Source organism: Pseudoalteromonas sp. BSi20311 (genome assembly GCF_000239875.1).
Taxonomy (GTDB): Bacteria; Pseudomonadota; Gammaproteobacteria; order Enterobacterales; family Alteromonadaceae; genus Pseudoalteromonas.
Genome location: NZ_BADU01000061.1, coordinates 1 through 14,935, shown reverse-complemented (window position 1 = coordinate 14,935; position 14,935 = coordinate 1). Strand labels below are relative to the sequence as shown.

Here is a 14,935-nt window from a genome sequence, read left to right as displayed (position 1 = left end):
TAAGTGCAATTGTCGTGGGGGGGAGATTAAACAAGAGGTATCCTTTTATTTATTGGCCTTAAAATGATACGTGAATATACTTGCTTGTACAGGATTTAAAGGGCAGCGGGTTGCGGGCGACGAGCGGTGGGCAACGGGGAGCGGGCACTGAGCAACAACGGGTTACGAGCCTAGAGCTAAACACCGAACCTCGAACCTAAAATCGACGCGGGGTGAACCCGCTGCTACATGCATAAAAATAGCCGCAAGGTTTTTAAATACCTCGAACCTCGAACCTAATCCCTAGAACCTAAAATCTTCATGAAGGCGTTGCCAATGAGTTTTAAGTTGTTGTTTATGTGCTTTACTCATTGGTAAATTCTTAATCGCATCTGGCCATTGTGTACGCGCTTTATTAATTACATCATCTAAATGAGGTTTTATAGCTCGCCAAGGAGTGTCTGCTTTTTTAGACCAGTATTCAAAATGTTTATAAGAGATATCGTACCATGCTTTTGTTTTCGCGAGGTTGAGTGCAAAATGTTGCTCATTTGCAATGTAAACACTGGTTGTAACTATATCATAAGCAGGTGATAGCCTTGGCGTTGTTTGGTCTGAATATAATAAACTCCAATTTTTTAGGTGAGCGTCACCATTAGCTAGCAGAATATTAGCAAGTAAACGTCTTGCTAGCTGTTGCACATCAGCGAGCCCATCCTCTGAAAACTGATATAAGATCCTTGCTATTTGCTCATAGTTTCCTGAATTGTATTTATCGTGTGGGTACTTAACGAGTACTTGTGCAAAATCTTCCATGTGAATTCGTTGATTGTTTTGCCTATCGAATCGCTTTATTGCAAACGCTAGTTTTTCATCAGGTAAATTAATTTGAGGTAAATTATCTAATTGTTCAATATTAACTAGTTTTATATCCGGAATATCCACACCTACCATTGACGCTAAAGTCATGGATGTAAACTCATTAGTAGGCACATCTTTATGTTTAGTTGAGGGGGTTTTTATGATCCAATCACCTAACACATTATCACGTGCTAAATTATATCGGCCGTCTTTTTCTTTCATAGAAAATTTCATTTGGACACCAGCCAAAGAAAATTTATTCTCTTGATTTAACTTGTCAAAATTCACCGCAGTTACTTGGCCATGACTATTAAATAGGCTAATTGGAACATCCTCAGGCTTCATTGGTTCAGCAACTAAAGCACCTGGTAAGTCCATTCCGAGGTACGAAAGGATGTGAAACTCATTATCTACATGAGTTTTAAGGCCTTGAGCTATTAGTTCGCGTAATGAACCTTCTGGTAGTAGGTTTGATAGTATGGGGTGAACGCGTTGGTTTGTTACCCAAGGTTCTGACATCATTTTTTCAGCTCGTGGGAAGTTTGGATGTGTAGTTAAGCTAAATGTTGGCCTCGTTTTATTTAAACGAAAGCTTTCATCGAAGTGGAATATGTTTAAGCCATTTTTACCCCCAGCAAGAAAGCCTACTACATGGCCATGCAGTGTTAACTTTAAAACATTAATTTCCATGTTCATCCTCATCCTCTAGTAATCCTTTCCATGGATCTTCAGATACAGTTATTTTTTGTAGGCTTTGATTAGGCTTTTGGTGTTCGGTTGGTATGTTGCCATCACTGTTTTTGAGGGCTGCTAATACCACACTCATTTTTTCTTTCGGTATTAACATTATTTCACTATTAAGCCCTTGAGCTACTAATGTTAGCGTATCTAATCTGGGATTGCCTTTTGCTTCAAGTCGCTGGTATTGTTGCCTAGAAATACCAATGCGCATGGGCATTTCATTTTGTTTTATTTTTAGAGCAAGACGACGGTTTTTTATTTGCTGTAGAAGGTTCATTTAAGGAAACTAATAAGTTGCTTTTTAAATTTATAGAAACATATTAGTTGCTATTGTTGTTTTTAGCAACTTAAGTGTTGCTATTTTATACTGTACTCGGGTTGCGAGTTACGGGCGACGAGCGACGGGTGACGGGTGACGGGCCTAAAACCTAATAACGACGCGGGGTGAACCCGCTGCTACAGATATTTAAAAACCTTGCGATATTAACCGCAAGGTTTTTAAATTTCTCGAACCCCGAACCCCGAACCCCGAACCCCGAACCTAAAACCTATCCCTTCCCAATTTCTACCTTCACCTCGTTCCCCAGTACTTCCCTATACTTTGTAGCGAGTGCATTTTTAGCGTCATCATCGCCGTGGACTATTTTTATATGGCGGGGCTTTTTGCGCATACCGGTTACAAATTTAATGAGACCTGCCTGATCTGCATGAGCACTATAACCGCTTATAGTGTGTATTTTGGCGTTAATATTCACCCTAGTATTATTTATCAACACGTAGCCATTTTTTGGTCCGTAGGCTTGTATGTCTCGACCTAATGTTCCGCGCCCTTGGTAACCTACAAATAGTACGTCGGTGGTTTCATCTGTTAAAAATCGCTCTAGGTAGTTAACTATTCTTCCGCCGGTGCACATACCGCTTGCAGCTAGGATAATTGCAGGTGTTTGGCGTGTGGCGAGGTAATTTATTAACGCTAAGTGCTCGCTATGGGTATTTATTGTAGTGAGGTTTTCAAAGTCGAGAGGATGGCGGCCTTTGGCTACTTTTTGTTTTGCTTCTTCATCCCATAAATATTTAAATTTTCGGTATTGCTGAGTAAAGTTAGCTGCCATGGGGGAGTCGAGTATTACTTGTATTGTGCGCCAAGGTGAGTTTTTAGCAGAAGCATGAATTAGCTGTTCAAGCTCGTATAACAGTTCTTGCGTGCGGCCAATACTAAAGGCAGGCACAAGTACTACGCCGTTGTCGGCAACAGCGCGTTCAATCACGTTTTTTAAGGTTTGCGTACGTTGTTTACGACCTTGGTGATTTTTATCTCCATAGGTCGACTCTATCACTAAGGTATCGGCTTTATAGGGCGCTTTAGGTGCGGGTAGTAAAGGCGTATAGGGCGCGCCTAAATCACCAGAAAAAACCACTCTATGATTATTATTAGCTTTGTGGGGAGGTGTGCCTATGTCTATTTCAACATAGGCGGAGCCTAAAATGTGCCCTGCTCGTTGTAATCGGGCTTTCGCTGTGTGTTCACCTTTGCAAGGAAGATCGAACCAGGTTTTAAAATCAACTTCAATAATTTGCTGTTTAAGTAATCTTAAGCAGGTGTCTATTATTTTTTGGTCTCGCGTAACGCCCACTTTTAATGCATCTTCAATGACTAACGGCAATAAGCTTGCTGATGCGACAGAGGTAAATATGGGTCCTTTAAAGCCAGCCATTAATAAGTAGGGGATTCGGCCAACATGATCGATGTGACAATGGGTGACAATCAGCGCGCGGACTGTATCTATATTAAATTCAATATTAAGATCATCAACAGAATCTTCACCTTGAAATAGCCCGCAGTCAATTAGAAAAGAGCTTTGATCGTTTATTATCAGCTGGTGGCATGAGCCTGTTACGCCATTTACTGCTCCATGGTGAAGTATTTGCATTTTATGTCCTTATGTTTTGGCTGCGGGCTTGCGGGCCAGGGGCTACGGCTCGAAGCTCGAGTCTAGCACTTAGAGCCTAACGCCTTTATTTTATAGGTAAATATAGCAGGCAATTAATAGTTTGGATTTTTAGCGGCTTACCATAGCGAAATTGCGCGAGGTGCTAGTAAAAACCTAGATCCTAGAGTTGCTTTTCAAATATGCCGTTTAGCTTTTGCTCTGGGTTCATCCCGCATCTTTTAGTGATTTTTTACCACAGAGGTCACAGAGTGCACAGAGGAAGTGATTAAAGACATGTTTTATTTGCCTTGTCTTCTCTGTGTAGCTCGAAGTGCCTCGGTGTTCTCTGTGGTAGAAATGTTTTGTAGGCGGGGTTTTATGCCTTACAGGTGTTTGGTTAAGAGTGGAATGTTAAAGAGTACGAGCTAGGGGTGCGATTTAAAATTTAGTTGTGAAGCAAGGGGCTCATTTTCGCTCACTTCTCTCTCAGTTCATGCATAATTTAAATGGGTTATATACTAAGTTGCGAAGAGCGCATGATGATTTAGAGGTGCAAAGTAAGGAACAAAATTATAAACAAAAGAGCTCCTTATTTGCCAATAACTTAGCTTTAACTATACTTTTGTTATTCATAGCATTACTTTTTATTTTAAGGCTACTTATGAAGATAACAGTGGTGGGCACGGGTTATGTTGGTTTATCTAATGCAATGTTGTTAGCACAACATAATGAAGTCATTGCATTGGATATAGACGAAGAAAAAATTGCGTTATTAAATAATAAGCAGTCCCCCATTGTTGATGATTACATTAGTGAATATTTACAGCGAAATGATTTAAATTTCACTGCTACAATAAATAAAAATCAAGCGTATACAGATGCTGATTTCATTATTATTGCTACACCTACCGATTACGATACTCATACGAATAACTTTAACACTAGCTCTGTTGAGGCAGTTATAAAAGATGCACTCATGTATAACTCCGATGCGGTGATAGTAGTTAAATCAACGGTGCCTGTGCGCTTTACTCAGCGAATAAAAGAGCAGTTTGGTATTGATAATGTGTTATTTTCACCAGAATTTTTACGTGAAGGTAAAGCTTTGTACGATAATTTATACCCATCACGAATTATTGTCGGGGAGCAAAGCGAACGCGCTACTGCATTTGCAAATTTGTTAAAGCAGGGCGCTATAAAAGAGAATATAGAGGTTCTTTTTACTGACTCAACTGAAGCTGAAGCGATAAAGCTTTTCTCTAATACTTACTTAGCGATGCGTGTTGCTTATTTTAATGAGGTAGACACCTATGCTGAATCACATAATTTAAATAGTAAGCAGATCATAAAGGGGGTGGGACTCGACCCTCGAATTGGCGAACATTACAATAATCCCTCATTTGGTTATGGTGGTTATTGCTTACCAAAAGACACTAAGCAGCTATTGGCTAATTACAAAGATGTGCCAAATAATATGATAAGTGCGATTGTTGATGCCAATACTACCCGCAAAGATTTTATTGCAGACTCAATTGTTAAACGTAATCCAAAAGTGGTGGGTATTTACAGGTTGGTTATGAAAACCAACTCTGATAATTTTAGGGCGTCAGCCATTCAAGGGATTATGAAACGCATTATGGGCTACAACATTGAAATGATTGTTTATGAGCCTGAATTGAAAGATGATGTATTTTTTAATTCACGAGTAATCCGTGATTTAAATGAGTTTAAACAACTTTCAGATATTGTTGTGTCTAATCGAATGGTTGATGAGCTGAGTGACATAACAGATAAAGTATATACACGCGATTTATTTGGTAGTGATTAAAATATCGTTAAAGGCTTAAGTGCTGGTTACGAGCGACGAGTTAGGCAACTAAACCTAAACCCTAAAACCAAATACTGACGCGGGGTGAACCCGCTGCTACAGGCATAAAAAAACCTTGCGATATTAACCGCAAGGTTTTTAAATTTCTCGAACCTCGAACCTCGAACCTCGAACCTCGAACCTCGAACCTCGAACCTCGAACCTCGAACCTCGAACCTCGAACCTAGCCCTTAAAAGCGTCTTGTAGTGGGGGTACTACTTGCTTTTTACGGCTTAATACGCCGTCTAACCATACTTTACCGTCTTCTGGTTTTTCACCATAAGCTTGCTCAACTAGGCTAGCATCGTCTGATGCAATTAGCATTTGTGAGCCTTCTTTCATAATGTCGGTTAGTAGTAAAAATACTGAATGACGACCGCCTTCTTCTTTAAGCTTCGCGATGTCGGCTTCAAGGTCGGGTTTAATATCGTCAAATACTGCAAGGTCAATAACTTCTAACTGACCAATACCAACAAGGTTACCGTTCATGTTAAAGTCTTTAAAGTCACGCATTACTAAGTCACGTACTGGCGTATCTTCAACGGCTGATTTAACGCGGAACATGTCCATGCCTAGTTCTTTGAAGTCTTCAATGCCTGCAATTTCTGCAAGCGCTTCAACACATTTAATATCGGCTGTAGTACAGGTTGGTGACTTAAAAATAACCGTGTCACTTAAAATAGCGCAAAGCATAATACCGGCAATGTCTTTAGGGATCTCAACGTTGTAGAAGTCATACATCATTTTAATAATGGTGTTAGAACAACCAACAGGGCGGATCCAACACTCAAGCGGTGTTGATGAGGTTAAATCACCTAGCTTGTGATGATCAACCACGCCCACTACGCGAGCCTGATCAATATCGTCAGGTGCTTGGGTTTTTTCTGTGTGGTCTACAATATAAACGTCTTCGCCAGCGTAGCTAAGTTTTAGCTCAGGTGCTTCAAAGCCGAATCTATCTAAAATAAATTGTGTTTCAGGTGACACTTCACCCAGGCGAGTTGGGATTGCTGGCTCATCAATTTGGTTTTTTAAATAAGCCAGTGCAATTGCACCACATATTGAATCTGAATCTGGGATTTTATGGCCCACTACATACATTGACATGACTAAACTCCTTAAAATTTGCCGATATTCTAGCAAAGTCTTTGGGTTTTAACATATAGACAGTGTAATTAAGTTTTGGTTACACTTTAAATCGATATTATTAATTGGAAGACCCGCATGCAACTCGGCCGAAAAGGTTGGAACAATGTTATTATTTTTTCGATGTTGATTATGATCTTCTTTTTAAATGGGCTGCATAAAAACATAGGGAATGATGAAACACAGGCGCAACTACAGCCATTACTTCCTCCTCAAAGTTTTGTATTAACACTTAAATTTATCGACCAAAAAATTGAGCGTATTGGCACTAGTTGGCGTACTACTGCTTTGCAAAAAAATATACCGCTTAGCTGGCAAGGTTCAGAGCAGCAACTTAGTGAGCTAGTTTATTTATGGCAAAATACCGCGCTGATGACCACCATTACACCTGATGCGCTTGATATGAATAAGCCACTATCGGTAGCCACGTTTGAACTCGCCGGTGAGCCCCTACCTTGGGTGTACTTATTATTTGAGGCGCATGGTCAGTATTATTTATTCGATAAAACCAGTCAGCGATTATTGTTGCTAGATTTAACCACTGCAAAACAATTATTTCCAAGTTTTACCTTTTCATAAGTGAGTATTATTAATGCCTGAATTACCAGAAGTAGAAGTTAGCCGTATGGGCATTACCCCCCATGTGCTAAACCAAGTTGTGACTAAGGTAAATATTCATAATGCTAGTATGCGCTGGCCTGTGCCAGATGAGGTGTATCAACTTGAAGGGCTGGTGGTTAGTAGTATTGAGCGCCGTGCTAAATACTTATTGTTAAAGTGCGAGTTAGGCTCGGCTATATTGCATTTAGGTATGTCGGGGAACTTGCGGGTTGTAAACGCCAATGAACCACTTAAAAAGCACGACCATGTGGAGTTTATTTTAGCGAATAATAAGGCGCTGCGTTTAAACGATCCGCGTCGCTTTGGTTGCTGTTTATGGCAAGCGCCCAATGAAGAGCATAAGTTACTTGCTAAATTAGGCCCCGAGCCACTCACCGATGACTTTTTTGCTAAACGTGTTTATGAGCAATCTCGTAATAAAAAAGTGCCCGTTAAGCAATTTATTATGAATAACGCCGTGGTGGTAGGGGTTGGTAATATTTACGCTAACGAATCATTATTTAAAGCAGGTATCGATCCGCGAAAAGAAGCCGGTAAAGTAAGCCTAAAACGCTACCAAGCGTTAATCCCAATTATAAAAGACACCCTAGCCGCAGCAATTACTCAAGGCGGCACAACGTTGAAAGACTTTGCCCAAAGTGACGGTAAGCCAGGCTACTTTGCGCAACAGCTATTAGTGTATGGCCGAAAAGGCCAGCCTTGTGTAAATTGCGACACAGCACTAACAGAAATTCGTTTAGGCCAACGCAGCACCGTTTTTTGTGAGGTGTGTCAGAAATAATAAAGGTAAAGAGTAAAGTTCTCGGACGACGGGCTGCGGGTAACGGGCCTCGAAGCTCGTACCTCGCCCCCCGTAGCCCGACACTCGACCCCAAACTTTTCTTGCGGAAAAAACAACCGGCCGGTAGCAATGTAGTTTAAGTGCTGGTATACTCCCGCGTCTGCCACGTTGCGTTCTATGTCCTCATATAGTTTAGCCACTTGTGAGCGGCGAAAAAGTCTAAAACTCGAAGGGGTTGTAGCATACTTAGAGCGGTAGTTAATAATAACTACCTGTGGTTTTAATTGAAAAACATTGGATTTTTATAAATGAAAACGTTTGTTGCTAAACCAGAAACAGTAAAACGTGACTGGTACGTAGTTGACGCTGAAGATAAAACTTTAGGTCGCATCGCTACTGAAATCGCTCATCGCCTACGCGGTAAGCACAAAGCTGAGTACACACCACACGTAGATACTGGTGATTACATCATCGTTATCAACGCTGAGAAAGTTACTGTTACTGGTAACAAATTCAAAGATAAAGTGTACTACGCTCACTCTGGTTTCCCAGGTGGTCTTAAGTCTACTACTTTTGATAAACTTCAAGCTGCAAAGCCTGAAATGATCATCGAAAAAGCTGTTAAAGGCATGTTGCCACGTGGTCCTTTAGGCCGCGCTATGTTCCGCAAACTTAAAGTTTACGCGGGTACTGAGCATAACCATGCTGCACAACAGCCTCAGGTTCTAGACATTTAAGGAGCACTATCATGGCAAATCAATACTACGGTACAGGTCGTCGTAAAAGTTCAAGTGCTCGCGTATTCTTACGCCCAGGCACTGGTAACATCGTAATCAACAAGCGCTCTTTAGAAGAGTACTTTGGTCGCGAAACAGCACGCATGGTTGTTCGTCAAGCTCTTGAGCTTGTAGACATGACTGAAAAATTTGACCTTCACATCACCGTTGCCGGTGGTGGTACTACTGGTCAAGCTGGTGCTATCCGTCACGGTATCACTCGTGCACTTATGGAGTTTGACGAGTCACTACGTCCACAACTTCGTAAAGCAGGTTTCGTTACACGTGATGCACGTAAAGTTGAACGTAAGAAAGTGGGTCTTAAGAAAGCGCGTAAGCGTCCACAGTTCTCAAAACGTTAATTTTTACGTTATCAAGAATTCAAAAACCCAGCTTATGCTGGGTTTTTTGTTTTTAGATAATGAGTTTCGAGTAACGGGCTACGAGAACCGAGCTGCGAAAGAGATTAAGTTCCGTGCGTTAAATTATATGTTTACTATAGTTTATGATGAAAGCGGGATTAAGGCTAAGGAGTGGTTGTGAGGTATGAAAGTTTAGATGTATGGAAAAAGTCTTTCTCATTAAGTTTGTTTGTATACCAAACCTTTGCTGCTTTGAGGGATTTTGGCTTAAAAGATCAAATGTGTCGAAGCGCAGTTTCAGTCCCTAGCAATATTGCAGAGGGTTATGAGCGTTACTCTGATAAAGAAAGAGCTTTCTTTCTGTAGCTAAAGGGTCTGTCGGTGAATTAAAAACTCAGCTAATGATTGCTTTTGAATTAGGTCATATTAATTGTGAGCAAACAGAATACGCTTTAAATGAATGTGAAAGCATTGGGAAAATGCTTGGTAAATTAATCTATATGATTAAAAATGCACGATAACCCCGAACCCCGAACCCCGAACCCCGAACCCCGAACCTCTTACGACTAATGTCGACATTAGCTTGATCACAATCGGCAAAGCATGCGTATTTATTGAACGAAAGCTTAAAAATGACCGACTAACGCAAAAAAAGTTAAATAATTATCGCAATTAGTTTAAATCCATCAGTTAATTGGTGAATTTTTTTGCTACAATTGGCGGGCAAATAAAGTGAATGAGTTTAATGTCGCCAAATTCAGTTGTTACTGTACTTAGTTGGTGAGATTGTACTTGTTTACAAATTGTTTTTACGGAAGCGATACTATAGTCATTTGGTTTCATACTCGAGCTTACTTAATCAACTATTTGAGCAAGTCAGGTTTATTCGAGCAGGAGGCTGTGAATAACCTTGTTTTAAACAAGGGTTTTAATTATGATCGTTTCTCTTTTAAAATTCGAAAAATTAACCTGCTGTAACTGATGTTCTCAATATAGCAAGTGTTGAGAATCATAGTGGAGATAAGTGGATGAGCAATGCGCCTGTAGACAATGGCCGACGTCGCTTTTTAACCATAGCTACCTCTGTTGTTGGTGGTGTTGGTGCGGCTGGGGCTGCTGTTCCTTTTATTGCGTCTTGGAATCCAAGTGAGCGAGCTAAATCTGCGGGTGCGCCTGTAGAAGTAGATATCAGCAAACTTGAGCCAGGACAATTAATACGTGTCGAGTGGCGTGGTAAACCTGTATGGGTTGTATCACGGACCCCAAAAATGCTTGAGCAGATGAAAGAACATGAAGGTCAACTTCGTGATCCGCAATCGCAAGAGCCACAACAATTAGAATCATCAACCAATGATTTCCGTTCATTACGCCCAGAGATTTTTGTCGCTGTAGGTATTTGTACGCATTTGGGTTGTTCACCTAGCTTTTTACAAGGTGGCTTTGGTGAGAAAGTGGAAGGGACTGATGACGGTTTTTACTGTCCATGTCACGGTTCTAAGTTTGATATGGCCGGCCGTGTATTTCAATCGGTACCTGCACCATTAAATTTAGAAGTTCCACCTTATACTTTTCTTGATGAGACCACTATTTTAGTGGGCGAAGAACAAGGGGTGGCCTAATGTTTGGAAAAATTGTTGAGTGGATAGACGACCGTATCCCAATGACACGTGTTTGGAACATGCACATTGCACAGTATCCAGCACCAAAAAACTTTAACTTCTGGTACTTCTTTGGCTCACTCGCTATGTTAGTACTAGTTAACCAAATCCTTACCGGTATTTGGTTAACGATGAACTATGTACCATCTGCTGAAGGTGCGTTTGCATCAGTAGAATACATCATGCGTGATGTAGAGTACGGTTGGTTATTACGTTATTTGCATTCAACGGGTGCATCTGCGTTCTTCATCGTTGTTTACATGCATATGTTCCGTGGCATGATCTACGGTTCTTACCAAAAACCACGTGAATTACTGTGGTTATTCGGTATGTTTATTTTCCTAGCCCTAATGGCTGAAGCGTTCATGGGGTACTTATTACCATGGGGTCAAATGTCGTTCTGGGGTGCACAGGTAATCATTTCACTGTTCGGCGCTATTCCGGTAATTGGTGATGATTTAACACTGTGGATTCGTGGTGACTACGTTATTTCGGGTGCAACGCTTAACCGCTTCTTTGCATTACACGTAATAGCATTACCACTGGTTATTGTTATCTTAGTATTTTTACACATTGTTGCATTGCACGAAGTGGGTTCTAACAACCCTGACGGTATTGATAACAAACGTAAAAAAGGAACCGTGGCTGAAGAAGACAAGCCTAAATTTAAGTTCCATGAATACTACACAGATAAAAAAGACATTATTGATGCGATACCGTTCCACCCTTATTACACAGTAAAAGATATTGTGGGTGTGGTTGGCTTCTTAATCTTGTTCTGTTGGGTGGTGTTCTTTATGCCTGCAATGGGTGGTTTCTTCCTAGAAGCGCCAAACTTTGAACCGGCAAACCCACTTAAAACACCAGCGCATATTTTCCCTGTTTGGTACTTTACGCCGTTTTATGCAATCTTACGTGCGATTCCAGATAAGCTAATGGGTGTTGCAGCAATGGGTGCATCTATTGTCGTGCTAGCATTATTGCCTTGGATTGACCGTGGTTCGGTTCGTTCGGTTCGTTACCGTTGTGGTTTCCACAAATGGAACATTGCAGGCTTTGTAGTTACTTTCGTTCTTTTAGGTTGGGTTGGTGCTACACCTCAAACTGACTTTAAAACGCTTGTTTCGCAAATCTGTACTGTGACTTACTTTATGTTCTTCGTACTGTTATTTGTTTACAGTAAGAATGAAAAAACTAAGCCATTGCCTGAGAGGTTAACGAAATGATGAAAAAGCTACTTATTGGTTTATTCGCTTTATCAGTAAACGTATTACCAGCAATGGCGGCAGGCCCGTCAGTTCCTCTAATGGAAGCGGGTAACGATATATCTGATCAACCTTCTTTGCAACGTGGCGCAAAGTTGTTCATGAACTACTGTCTTGGTTGTCACCAAATGCAGTATCAACGTTATGAACGTACTTTCCGCGATATTGGTATTCCAACAGAGATTGGTCAAGAGCAACTTATTTTTGATGGTTCAAAAGTAGGTAGTCATATCAATAATGCAATGAAGAAAGAAGATGCTGCAAAATGGTTTGGTGCGGCTCCGCCGGATCTAACAAATGTTGCGCGTGTGCGTGGCAGTGATTGGATTTATACCTATTTAAAATCGTTTTACAAAGATGAATCTCGTCCGTTTGGCGTAAATAATACGTTATTCCCATCGGTGGGTATGCCACATGTTCTTCAAGAGTTGCAAGGTGTTCCTACTGCAATTACTGAAGAAGTAACAGTAAATGGTAAAACAACCACTCATATTACTGGTACAGAAACAGATGGTACGGGCGAATTAAGTGTAGATGAATATGACCAAGCAGTTCGTGATTTAACGAATTTCCTAGAGTATGTAGGTGAACCTACACGTCTCGAATCGGAAGCGCTAGGTATTAAGGTACTTGGATTCTTAGTGATTCTATTTATCTTGGCATTTATGCTGAAGAAAGAATACTGGAGAGATGTTCATTAAGTTTGAACATATTTAAAGGTAATTTTGCAATAGGGGCTTAAGCCCCTATTGCTGTTTTAGTTATTTAATGGAGGTAGGCATGGCCGTAGCTGCCAATAAGCGCCCTGTAATGACCCTTTTTTCTGGTGCTAACTGTATGTATAGCCACCAAGTACGCATTGTACTTGCTGAAAAAGGTGTAAGTGTAGATATTCATATGGCTGAAAAGGATAATCTGCCAGAAGCACTTCACGAAATTAACCCTTACGGCACAGTGCCAACACTGATTGACCGTGAGCTTGGTTTATATCAGGCAAACATCATCATGGAATACCTTGATGAACGTTTTCCTCATCCTCCACTAATGCCTGTATACCCGGTCATGCGTGGTCGTAGTCGTTTAATGATGCACCGTATTGATACTGATTGGTACAGCCTAGCTGAAAAAATCATTAACAACACCTCTGATGCGGCGCAAGCTCGTAAAGAGCTGACAGAAGCATTACTTGCAATAGCACCAATCTTTAGTGAAGCGCCTTACTTTATGAGTGAAGAGTTTAGCTTAGTTGATTGTTACTTAGCTCCACTGTTATGGCGCTTACCAGAGTTTGGTATTGAGCTAAATGGTGCAGGCTCTAAAGAACTTAAAGAGTATATGATTCGTCTATTTGAACGTGAATCATTTCAAGCTTCTTTAACTGAAGCAGAGCGTGAGATCCGTTTATAATGACTTCTAACCGTCCTTATTTACTACGCGCTTTTTTTGATTGGATTGTTGATAACGAATGCACGCCACACTTAGTGGTTAATGCTGACTTTCCTGCAGTGCAAGTGCCAACACAGTTTGTCCAAGATGGTCAAATTGTATTGAACATAAGCCCTTCGGCGGTTACGCAGTTTTCGTTAGATAATACTCAGCTTAGCTTTAACGCGCGCTTTGGCGGCCAGCCAATGCAAGTGTACGTGCCTTTAGGGGCTGTACTTGCAATATATGCACGTGAAAATGGCGAAGGCACAGTCTTTACTGCAGATGAGTTTTTAGAGGACGAAGACGATTTTGCTCCAGAGCTTGAAAGTGTTGATTCATCACCAGAGATAGTTGATGAAACGCCAGCTCCCAAGCCTGAAAAGAAAAAAGGCTCACATTTACGCGTTATAAAATAACCCGTAAATGTTAGATAAAAACCGCTTAATAGGCGGTTTTTTTATGTCTGTATAAATGTGAAAGTTCACGGGCGACGGGCTGCGAGAAACGGGTTAAGATTGACTGGTGTAGCAGCGGACTTATTCCGCGTCTTTAGTGATTCTATTTACCACAGAGGGTGCAGAGCACACAGAGAAAATGATTAAAAACATGTTTTATTTGCTTTGTCTTCTCTGTGTAGCGCGAAGCGCCTCGGTGTACTCTGTGGTTCAAAATGATTTTTAAAGCGGGGCTTTATGCAGCGCAGGATCGGTTTAAGTTCACGAGCGACGAGTTACGGGCCTAAAACCTAAAACCTAAAACCTAATCCCTAATCCCTGATACGACCCTATAAAAGTGGACACTTATTTAAGGAATAAGTGTTATGAAAATCAAAACTAGGCGTAGTCATTCAATTGAATTTAAAACAAAGGCAGTTGAACAATCGTTAGACTCTCCAGATACTGTTAATGTAATAGCTCATCGGCTGGGCATTAACCCTGTCTTATTATCTAAATGGAGACGACAAATGACGTCAAAAAGTACATCTAACCCAATTCAAAACCAAGGCCCTGATAAGTCATATAAAGATTTGGAGCGCCAAGTGCGCAAGCTTGAAAAACAATTGGAAGATGCGCAGTTGGAGAACGATGTGTTAAAAAAGGCGAAGGCCTACTTGGACAGCCGAAAAGAATAAGGTTTGAGTATATTCACCAAGCTGTGACAACTAAGAAAACGATTAAAAAATTATGCACATGGTTGTCAGTATCAAAAGCAGGATATTATAAATGGCTAAAGCACTCATTAAGTCAACGTGCGTCAGAAAACGACTCATTGCTTGAGTTTTTGAAAAAAGTAAGTAGTGATGAGCACTGTATTCCGGGCTACAGAAAGTTGTGGAAAGCCGCTATAGACAATGGGTATGACTGTAGTAAAGGCCGTGTGCAGCGATTACTGCAGAGTATGGGTTACCGCTCAGCCGCGGGTAAACGCCGATATACCCGTAGCGGAAAAAAGCAGGGGCATATCACTGCAGAAAACTTATTGGGTCGTGAGTTTAGTGTTGATGAACTCAATACGGTA

Annotated in this window: 16 protein-coding genes and 1 pseudogene; 13 read left to right on the top strand and 4 right to left on the bottom strand. The window is 40.9% G+C overall.

From position 1 onward, the window contains the following. Window positions 1–282: 282 nt before the first annotated feature. From P20311_RS06460 to P20311_RS06450, 3 genes are all read right to left on the bottom strand, one after another. The gene (locus P20311_RS06460; RefSeq protein WP_083830218.1) at window positions 283–1,530 is read right to left on the bottom strand and encodes a type II toxin-antitoxin system HipA family toxin; all 1,248 of its coding nucleotides are present in this window, start codon (window positions 1,528–1,530) and stop codon (window positions 283–285) included. After that, window positions 1,520–1,858 (bottom strand): helix-turn-helix transcriptional regulator, encoded by a 339-nt coding sequence (locus P20311_RS06455; RefSeq protein WP_008110891.1) that lies wholly within the window; start codon window positions 1,856–1,858, stop codon window positions 1,520–1,522. The genes P20311_RS06460 and P20311_RS06455 overlap by 11 nt, the downstream gene beginning before the upstream one ends. Before the next feature lie 271 nt (window positions 1,859–2,129). Then, on the bottom strand, window positions 2,130–3,512 hold the full coding sequence (locus P20311_RS06450; RefSeq protein ID WP_008110887.1) for an MBL fold metallo-hydrolase RNA specificity domain-containing protein: 1,383 nt from the start codon (window positions 3,510–3,512) through the stop codon (window positions 2,130–2,132). 661 nt (window positions 3,513–4,173) lie between these two features. On the opposite strand from P20311_RS06450, the gene P20311_RS06445 reads away from it, so the two are divergent. Further along, window positions 4,174–5,340, top strand: coding sequence for a nucleotide sugar dehydrogenase (locus P20311_RS06445; protein WP_008110885.1), 1,167 nt, complete (start codon window positions 4,174–4,176; stop codon window positions 5,338–5,340). A gap of 223 nt (window positions 5,341–5,563) precedes the next feature. Here P20311_RS06445 and P20311_RS06440 read toward each other — a convergent pair whose 3' ends face one another. Continuing rightward, window positions 5,564–6,487 (bottom strand): manganese-dependent inorganic pyrophosphatase, encoded by a 924-nt coding sequence (locus P20311_RS06440; RefSeq protein WP_008110883.1) that lies wholly within the window; start codon window positions 6,485–6,487, stop codon window positions 5,564–5,566. Between the two features lie 117 nt (window positions 6,488–6,604). On the opposite strand from P20311_RS06440, the gene P20311_RS06435 reads away from it, so the two are divergent. The 12 genes and pseudogenes from P20311_RS06435 to P20311_RS06380 form a co-directional block, all read left to right on the top strand. Further along, the gene (locus tag P20311_RS06435) at window positions 6,605–7,105 is read left to right on the top strand and encodes a hypothetical protein (protein WP_008110881.1); all 501 of its coding nucleotides are present in this window, start codon (window positions 6,605–6,607) and stop codon (window positions 7,103–7,105) included. 13 nt (window positions 7,106–7,118) lie between these two features. Next, window positions 7,119–7,928, top strand: coding sequence for a bifunctional DNA-formamidopyrimidine glycosylase/DNA-(apurinic or apyrimidinic site) lyase (gene mutM / locus P20311_RS06430; RefSeq protein WP_008110879.1), 810 nt, complete (start codon window positions 7,119–7,121; stop codon window positions 7,926–7,928). Window positions 7,929–8,236: 308 nt separating this feature from the next. Continuing rightward, window positions 8,237–8,665 carry a 50S ribosomal protein L13 gene (gene rplM, locus P20311_RS06425; protein WP_008110876.1) on the top strand — a complete coding sequence of 143 codons (429 nt, stop codon included), beginning with the start codon at window positions 8,237–8,239 and terminating at the stop codon, window positions 8,663–8,665. A gap of 8 nt (window positions 8,666–8,673) precedes the next feature. Beyond that, on the top strand, window positions 8,674–9,066 hold the full coding sequence (gene rpsI / locus P20311_RS06420; protein ID WP_024600778.1) for a 30S ribosomal protein S9: 393 nt from the start codon (window positions 8,674–8,676) through the stop codon (window positions 9,064–9,066). A 171-nt stretch (window positions 9,067–9,237) separates the two neighbouring features. Beyond that, window positions 9,238–9,587: pseudogene (locus P20311_RS19520) on the top strand (four helix bundle protein). A 507-nt stretch (window positions 9,588–10,094) separates the two neighbouring features. Beyond that, window positions 10,095–10,685, top strand: a complete 591-nt coding sequence (petA, locus tag P20311_RS06410) for a ubiquinol-cytochrome c reductase iron-sulfur subunit (RefSeq protein WP_008110867.1) — start codon at window positions 10,095–10,097, stop codon at window positions 10,683–10,685. Further along, entirely contained in the window at window positions 10,685–11,950 is a 1,266-nt protein-coding gene (locus tag P20311_RS06405; protein WP_008110864.1) for a cytochrome b N-terminal domain-containing protein, read from the top strand. Before petA ends, P20311_RS06405 begins: the two co-directional genes overlap by 1 nt. Next, a complete protein-coding gene (locus P20311_RS06400; RefSeq protein ID WP_008110862.1) occupies window positions 11,947–12,690 on the top strand; it encodes a cytochrome c1 in 744 nt (247 codons plus the stop codon). The genes P20311_RS06405 and P20311_RS06400 overlap by 4 nt, the downstream gene beginning before the upstream one ends. A gap of 79 nt (window positions 12,691–12,769) precedes the next feature. Then, a complete protein-coding gene (gene sspA, locus P20311_RS06395; protein ID WP_008110861.1) occupies window positions 12,770–13,396 on the top strand; it encodes a stringent starvation protein SspA in 627 nt (208 codons plus the stop codon). Then, window positions 13,396–13,833 carry a ClpXP protease specificity-enhancing factor gene (locus tag P20311_RS06390; protein ID WP_008110860.1) on the top strand — a complete coding sequence of 146 codons (438 nt, stop codon included), beginning with the start codon at window positions 13,396–13,398 and terminating at the stop codon, window positions 13,831–13,833. The genes sspA and P20311_RS06390 overlap by 1 nt, the downstream gene beginning before the upstream one ends. Window positions 13,834–14,237: 404 nt before the next feature. Beyond that, entirely contained in the window at window positions 14,238–14,549 is a 312-nt protein-coding gene (locus P20311_RS18615; RefSeq protein ID WP_083830216.1) for a transposase, read from the top strand. Between the two features lie 62 nt (window positions 14,550–14,611). After that, the coding region (locus P20311_RS06380) for an IS3 family transposase (protein WP_036984931.1) at window positions 14,612–14,935 on the top strand (324 nt) is incomplete at its 3' end.

What these genes read in the sequence shown, in the direction of transcription:
- P20311_RS06460 (WP_083830218.1), bottom strand. Translation starts at nt 1,530, where the DNA reads ATGGAAATTAATGTTTTAAAGTTAACACTGCATGGCCATGTAGTAGGC.
- P20311_RS06435 (WP_008110881.1), top strand. Translation starts at nt 6,605, where the DNA reads ATGCAACTCGGCCGAAAAGGTTGGAACAATGTTATTATTTTTTCGATG.
- petA (WP_008110867.1), top strand. Translation starts at nt 10,095, where the DNA reads ATGAGCAATGCGCCTGTAGACAATGGCCGACGTCGCTTTTTAACCATA.
- P20311_RS18615 (WP_083830216.1), top strand. Translation starts at nt 14,238, where the DNA reads ATGAAAATCAAAACTAGGCGTAGTCATTCAATTGAATTTAAAACAAAG.
- mutM (WP_008110879.1), top strand. Translation starts at nt 7,119, where the DNA reads ATGCCTGAATTACCAGAAGTAGAAGTTAGCCGTATGGGCATTACCCCC.
- P20311_RS06390 (WP_008110860.1), top strand. Translation starts at nt 13,396, where the DNA reads ATGACTTCTAACCGTCCTTATTTACTACGCGCTTTTTTTGATTGGATT.
- P20311_RS06445 (WP_008110885.1), top strand. Translation starts at nt 4,174, where the DNA reads ATGAAGATAACAGTGGTGGGCACGGGTTATGTTGGTTTATCTAATGCA.
- P20311_RS06440 (WP_008110883.1), bottom strand. Translation starts at nt 6,487, where the DNA reads ATGTCAATGTATGTAGTGGGCCATAAAATCCCAGATTCAGATTCAATA.
- P20311_RS06400 (WP_008110862.1), top strand. Translation starts at nt 11,947, where the DNA reads ATGATGAAAAAGCTACTTATTGGTTTATTCGCTTTATCAGTAAACGTA.
- sspA (WP_008110861.1), top strand. Translation starts at nt 12,770, where the DNA reads ATGGCCGTAGCTGCCAATAAGCGCCCTGTAATGACCCTTTTTTCTGGT.
- rplM (WP_008110876.1), top strand. Translation starts at nt 8,237, where the DNA reads ATGAAAACGTTTGTTGCTAAACCAGAAACAGTAAAACGTGACTGGTAC.
- P20311_RS06455 (WP_008110891.1), bottom strand. Translation starts at nt 1,858, where the DNA reads ATGAACCTTCTACAGCAAATAAAAAACCGTCGTCTTGCTCTAAAAATA.
- P20311_RS06450 (WP_008110887.1), bottom strand. Translation starts at nt 3,512, where the DNA reads ATGCAAATACTTCACCATGGAGCAGTAAATGGCGTAACAGGCTCATGC.
- P20311_RS06405 (WP_008110864.1), top strand. Translation starts at nt 10,685, where the DNA reads ATGTTTGGAAAAATTGTTGAGTGGATAGACGACCGTATCCCAATGACA.